Annotated in this window: 6 protein-coding genes and 1 pseudogene; 6 read left to right on the plus strand and 1 reads right to left on the minus strand. The window is 57.7% G+C overall.

Annotated elements, in window-relative coordinates; genetic code table 11:
- Positions 1–154 precede the first annotated feature (154 nt).
- Positions 155–913, minus strand: a complete 759-nt coding sequence (locus ACESMB_RS09865; RefSeq protein ID WP_372971434.1) for an FCD domain-containing protein — start codon at positions 911–913, stop codon at positions 155–157.
- Positions 914–1,168: 255 nt separating this feature from the next.
- Here ACESMB_RS09865 and ACESMB_RS09870 point away from each other — a divergent pair, with 255 nt between their 5' ends.
- The 6 genes and pseudogenes from ACESMB_RS09870 to ACESMB_RS09895 all read left to right on the plus strand — a co-directional run.
- The gene (locus tag ACESMB_RS09870) at positions 1,169–1,594 is read left to right on the plus strand and encodes a GlcG/HbpS family heme-binding protein (RefSeq protein ID WP_372927183.1); all 426 of its coding nucleotides are present in this window, start codon (positions 1,169–1,171) and stop codon (positions 1,592–1,594) included.
- Between the two features lie 39 nt (positions 1,595–1,633).
- On the plus strand, positions 1,634–3,106 hold the full coding sequence (locus tag ACESMB_RS09875) for an FAD-linked oxidase C-terminal domain-containing protein (RefSeq protein WP_372927182.1): 1,473 nt from the start codon (positions 1,634–1,636) through the stop codon (positions 3,104–3,106).
- On the plus strand, positions 3,099–4,163 hold the full coding sequence (gene glcE, locus ACESMB_RS09880) for a glycolate oxidase subunit GlcE (protein ID WP_372927181.1): 1,065 nt from the start codon (positions 3,099–3,101) through the stop codon (positions 4,161–4,163). Before ACESMB_RS09875 ends, glcE begins: the two co-directional genes overlap by 8 nt.
- A 72-nt stretch (positions 4,164–4,235) precedes the next feature.
- Complete coding sequence (gene glcF / locus ACESMB_RS09885) at positions 4,236–5,444, plus strand: glycolate oxidase subunit GlcF (RefSeq protein WP_372971435.1); 1,209 nt, start codon at positions 4,236–4,238, stop codon at positions 5,442–5,444.
- Between the two features lie 84 nt (positions 5,445–5,528).
- Positions 5,529–5,975, plus strand: coding sequence for a DUF4124 domain-containing protein (locus tag ACESMB_RS09890; RefSeq protein ID WP_372926405.1), 447 nt, complete (start codon positions 5,529–5,531; stop codon positions 5,973–5,975).
- Positions 5,976–6,096: 121 nt separating this feature from the next.
- A pseudogene (locus ACESMB_RS09895) lies at positions 6,097–6,425 on the plus strand (YfcC family protein); the annotation flags it as partial.

The following is a 6,425-nucleotide window of genomic DNA, read 5'->3' on the forward strand; positions in this document are numbered from 1 at the left end:
GGATAGCTCCTGAGGCTGTCTGAACAAAGGCGCAAGTTTTACGGACAGCGGTCTTGAAAATCAATCCCCCCAGAGAGAGGTTTTATAATTTTCGATCCCTTATCCGCCAATTCAAGTGTGGATGAACGCAACAGTGATGCAAGCCATTTGCCAATCAAGGGTTCAATGTGGTGGAAACCTCTGCCCCTGGCGTACTGACCGGCCTTCTTATAATGGTTGTTCCTCGACGCTCAATCTCCCGCATGGTATCACTGACAAAACGCACGTGTTCCATGGCAATGCGTTTGGAAGCTTGCGGTTTTCTGGCCATTATCGCCTGGTAAATGCGCTTGTGATGCCGCGAGATCGTTTTACGCAACTCTGCCCTGGGGTTAAGGTTTGCAACCGATGCCTCCACCGTCAACAGCATAAGGTTTTTGAGCCCGCTAAGGACATGCATCAGCACCGGGTTGTGGGACGCTTCTACAATAGCCTGGTGAAAGCTGTGGTCGGGATCGGCGTTGGCGAGCGGGTCAGTCTTTTCCAGGATTTCATAGGCCTTCGCAATGCGGTGAAGGTCCAGGTCATTGGCGCGTTGTGCCGCCAGGTAAGCCGCTTGGCCCTCAAGTTGTTCCCGTACTTCCAGCAGGTCGTAGAGGGTGCGCGGGTGGCCGTTAAACAACTGCTGTAATGGGCTGTCGCCATTGTTGCCCTCGTCAATGGCCACAATACGGGCGACAAACGAACCTTTGCCATGCCTGGTTTCGATAACGCCACGGCCCTGCAGCTCATGCAGAGCCTCCCGTATGATGGCGCGTGATACACCAAGACGGGTCGCCAGTTGTCGTTCCGATGCCATTTTCTGTCCCGGCACCAGGCCACCATCAAGAATCAGCTTTTCAAGTCGAAAGGAAACATCCTGAGCGATCGCCATGGTTGTACCTGCCAGTGCTTGCTGGACTGACCAAATATTTTTATGTGTTCGATAATCCTGAAATCATCTTCCGGGGGCTTAAATATGGCTCATTGCGTCGTATTCGTCCATCGGACGGTCAAAAAACTGGTCTGACCACCGGCCATTGCTCTGGACTAAAGGCGGCCAGACACCGACTATCGTACACAACACCTGTGTTGCGGCTTTTTGAGAAGTGAGAGTCGCAGATTCAAGGTTCATTAAAATGAGGCATTTATGTTGACAGTTACAAGGCTCGACCTGGCGGACGCCAGGCTATTGATCGAAGGCGCCGCAGAAAAGGCGCAGGAAATCGGCGTGCCAATGTGCATCGCGATCACGGATGAATCCGGCAATCTGATTGCGTTCGAGCGAATGGACGGCGGCAAGATCTCAAGCGTGACCATCGCCCAGGACAAGTCGTTCACTGCGTCAGCGGCCAAGAAAGCAACGCACGATTACAATGCAGTCAATGTGCCCGGCAAGCTGGCATTCGGAATCCACACCGAGGTGGGTGGCCGTATAAGCTCGGTAGGTGGCGGATTGCCGGTTATTGTCGACGGTGAGGTAGTCGGCGGCATTGGTCTCAGTTCGGGCACGCCCCAGCAGGATATGGACTGTGCCCAGGCCGGCATCGACTATTTCGAAACTAAACGTGGTTGAGGGCTGTCACACCTGAAGCCATTTACACCAGAGAACGATATGACCACCAAGCCGAAAGTCAGCAGAGCGGAACTGGCGGAACAGTTCCGTTCGTTCATCGATCCGGATTTTGTCATCACTGATGACGAGACCATGAAGCCTTACGAATGCGACGGCATGTCCATGTACTGCGAGATGCCGATCCTCGTGGTGCTGCCTGAAACCGCGGAGCAGGTTCAGCGGGTCATGCGCATCTGTAACGAGCACGAAGTGCCCGTGGTGGCCCGTGGTGCGGGAACCGGCCTCAGTGCCGGCGCCATGCCTCACAAGGAGGGCGTGGTGTTATCGCTTGCCAAGTTCAATCGCATCCTGAACATCGACCCACTGGCGCGAACGGCACGTTTGCAACCGGGTGTTCGCAACCTCGCCATCAGCGAAGAGGCGGCCCAGTTCGGCCTGTATTACGGGCCTGATCCGTCGTCCCAGATTGCCTGCACGATTGGTGGCAACGTGGCTGAGAATTCCGGTGGTGTGCACTGCCTCAAGTATGGCCTGACGGTCCACAACATCCTCAGTGTTGAAATGATAACCGCCGAGGGCGAGCGGGTGACCATTGGCAGTGATGCCCTCGATGTGTGTGGCATGGACTTGCTTGCCCTGATGACCGGCTCCGAAGGCCTGCTGGGTATCGTGACTGAAGTGACGGTAAAACTGCTGCCCAAACCTGAAGTAGCACAGGTGGTAATGGCCGGCTTCGACAGCGTTCAGAAAGCCGGCGATGCCGTGGGTGGCATCATTTCCCACGGCATTATCCCCGGCGGCCTGGAAATGATGGACGGCCACGCCATTATCGCTGCTGACGATTTTGCCCAGGCGGGTTATCCACGTGAGGCCAAGGCGCTGCTGCTGTGTGAAGTGGACGGCACGGAAGAAGAAGTGCACGAACACATCGCACAGGCTGAAGCGCTTTTCCGGGAACTGGGCGCCACCTCGGTCAAAACGTCCCAGAGCGAGGAAGAGCGGGCCCTGCTGTGGAAAGGCCGCAAGTCCGCGTTTCCGGCCGTTGGCCGTATCTCACCGGATTATTACTGCATGGATGGCACCATCCCGCGGCGGTACCTGGCCCACGTGCTGCTGGAAATGGAAAAAATGTCGGAAGAATTCGGGCTGCGAGTCGCCAACGTATTCCATGCCGGCGATGGTAACCTCCACCCGCTGATCCTGTTTGATGCCAACGTGGCCGGAGAATTTGAACGCACCGAAGCCTTCGGTGGCCGCATTCTCAACCTTTGTGTGGAAGTCGGCGGCTGCATCACCGGTGAGCATGGGGTGGGCGTGGAAAAAATCCGCCAGATGGCGGTGCAGTTCAACGACGAAGAGCTCCAGCAGTTCCACGATGTGAAAGCCGCTTTTGATCCTGCCGGAATCCTCAACCCGGGCAAGGGTGTTCCCGCCCTGCGTTTTTGCCAGGAATATCGTTCCCTGGAACACAAACAACACAAGCACGACACGGTGGAAGCTGCGCATGGGTGATATCTCGCAGACGTTTAAAGAGCAGATTCTCCAGGCCCGCCAGACGGGCCAGAAACTCAACATCGAAGGCGGTGGCACCAAGACATTCATGGGCCGCGCCGCCGATACCGACGCCGGCACCCTGAAGCTGGGTGAACACACCGGGATCGTTGAATACCACCCGGTGGAACTGGTGCTGACCGCCCGTGCCGGCACCACCCTGGCGGAAATAGAAGCCACATTGGCGGAAGAAGGCCAGTGCCTGCACTTTGAGCCACCCAGGTTCGGCGAAGGTTCCACCCTCGGCGGAACCCTGGCCTGCAACCTCTCCGGCCCGGCACGCCCCTGGTCCGGCTCGGTAAGGGACCAGGTCCTGGGCATTCGCCTGCTCAACGGAAAAGGCGAACATCTGCGCTTCGGTGGCCAGGTAATGAAAAACGTGGCCGGCTACGACACCTCCCGGCTACAGGCCGGCGCCATGGGCACTCTCGGCGCCATCACCGAAATCAGCCTGAAAGTCATGCCCAGACCGGCCACCTCCCTGACCCTGGTGCAGGACATGCCACTGGGCGACGTCATTCAGTACATGAACAGCCGCGCCAAGGAACCCAAGCCCATCACCGGCGCCGCCTGGGTAGACGGCAAAGTTTACCTGCGCCTGGCTGGCGCGAAATCCGCGGTAGAAGCCACCGCCGACAAATGGTCCGGCGAGGTAATGGAGCAGGGCGATGCGTTCTGGCAACAGCTCCAGCACATGCAACACGACTACTTTGCAAGCGACGAACCACTCTGGCGATTCTCCCTCGGCTCCACCGCCGAAAACCCGAAACTGGACGGCCCCTGGCTGATCGACTGGGCCGGTTCCCAGCGCTGGTATCGCGGTGAAGCCGACATCGCCCGAATGGAAACCCTGGCTCAACGCGCCGGCGGCCAGGTAAGCCTGTTCCGCGGCGGAGACCGCACGGATGAAGTGATGCACCACCAGCCGAGGGCGTTGAAAGAAATCCAGCATCGGCTGAAAAAGTCGTTCGACCCCGACGGTATTTTCAATCCAGGAAGGCTTTACAGCTGGTTGTAAAGTATCGAAAGGTTCGGGAGGTGAGCGGGTAACCCGATCACCTGTGCTCCAAATTCAGAAAGCAGGTAAACAATGCAAACCAATCTAGTCCAACAATTCGCCAACACAGCAGAAGGCCAGGAAGCCGAATCCATCCTGCGAGCCTGCGTCCACTGCGGCTTCTGCACCGCCACCTGCCCGACGTACCAGGAACTGAACGACGAACGCGATGGCCCCAGGGGCCGCATCTACCTGATGAAAATGTTCCTGGAAGGCGAAGAAGTCACCGAAAAATCCCGCGAACATCTCGACCGTTGCCTCACCTGCCGCAGCTGCGAAACCACCTGCCCATCCGGCGTAAAATACGGCCGCCTCGTCGACATCAGCCGTGGCCTGATGGAACAGGAAATGCCCAGGCCGCCCAAAGAGCGCTGGATACGCTGGTCACTGGCTCGGGTAATCCCCAATCGCAGACTGTTCGGCCTGTTGCTGCGTATGGGGCAGGTTTTCCGCCCGGTATTGCCCGCAAAACTGCGCACCAAAGTGCCGCCCAGGAAGCACGCCAGCCCATGGCCGGCGGCTAGCCATGAACGCATCGTTCTGGCCCTGGCCGGCTGCGTTCAGCCTTCTGCCACTCCGAACACCAATGGTGCCGCTGCCCGAGTGCTCGACAGGCTCGGCATCACCATGGTGGAAGCGCCGGAAGCCGGCTGCTGTGGCGCGGTGAACCATCATCTCTCCGAACATGAGAAAGCCCTGGAAGCCATGCGCCGCAATATCGACGCCTGGTGGCCGGCTATCGAAGCCGGTGCCGAAGGCATCATCATGACCGCCTCCGGTTGTGGTGCCATGGTCCAGGACTACGGTCACCTGCTGCGGGACGATCCGGTCTACGCTGCCAAGGCCCAGAAAGTCAGCGACATGACCATCGACCTTGGCGCCTTCCTGCTCAAACAGGATCTGGAAAAACTGAAAGTCCCGCAGGGCGCCGGCAAGGTTGCCTTCCATTGTCCCTGTACCCTGCAACATGCCATGCAGCAAAACGGTGTGGTGGACCAGGTATTGCGCAAGGCCGGGATCGAACTGGCGGACACCAGGGAAAAGCACCTGTGCTGCGGTTCCGCGGGTACCTATTCGATCTTGCAGCCGGAACTCAGCCAGCGCCTGCTGAATAACAAGCTCAAGGCGCTGACCGTGGACAACCCGGACAGGATCGTTACCGCCAATATTGGTTGCCAGATGCACCTGGAAACAAAGGCGAAAGTGCCGGTTCAGCACTGGATTGAGCTGCTGGATGCCTGATCTGTGGCCTGGGCCTCTCATACTCCCCTGTTATTTTGTTTATAATGCTGCGCTGTTTAAACAAACCACAGGGAGTGGAAACCAATGCCATGGAGGCAAGCCGCAGTATTCGTAGTGCTTTTTATCCCCGCCGTATCGACTGCAGAGGTATATACCTGGATTGACGACCAGGGTGTTGCCCATTTCACGGACATCAAACCCGAAGCCCGGGAACACCAACCGGTTGAAATCCGTCGCCCTTCAATGATTCCCATGCGGGAGAACATATCCCGGGGCGAGCGGGTCAGTACCATTAACCGCCAGATCAACCGCAGCCTGGAGGCCAGAGATGGTGGCAATCGAAAGGCCGCCTCCCGGCAGGATGCCCGCGAGCTCGAACGCAAGAAGGCCCGTTGCGCCGGCTACCGGGAGCGGCTCGAGCGCATTCAGCAGAAGTTGCGGGCGGGGTACTCCAATGACCAGGGCAACCGGCTGCGGCGCCAGCGCCGGGAAGTCAGCCAGAAGCTGTCACGGGAATGCATGCTGGGTTGATCGCACAGCATCTTGGTCTTGATTCTGAGTTGATACTGATCACTTTACGTACTGGCGATCAAGTCCATACTTGCCGTAATGGATGTCCCACCAGCAAGCAACAATGGAAAGGAGATGCCACGTGACTGATGAAAAACTCCCCTCGTCGAATCCTGAAGAAGACCTGGCAACACGATTCCCCACAGCCTACACCATTCTGTTTCTGCTGATCATTCTGATAGCAGCATTGACCTGGATTATTCCTGCGGGCGAGTACGAGCGCTCGATGAACGAAGATGTGGGCAGGGAAGTGGCGGTGCCTGATACCTACCAGACCGTTGACCCGAATCCCCAGGGCTTTGTTGATGTGATGCTGGCGCCTACTGCCGGCTTCTACGACCCCGACAGCTATGCTGCCAACGCCATTGATGTTGCACTGTTTGTTCTGTTTCTCGGTGGTTTCCTGGGCGT

Source organism: Marinobacter sp., from assembly GCF_041686475.1.
Taxonomy (GTDB): domain Bacteria; phylum Pseudomonadota; class Gammaproteobacteria; order Pseudomonadales; family Oleiphilaceae; genus Marinobacter.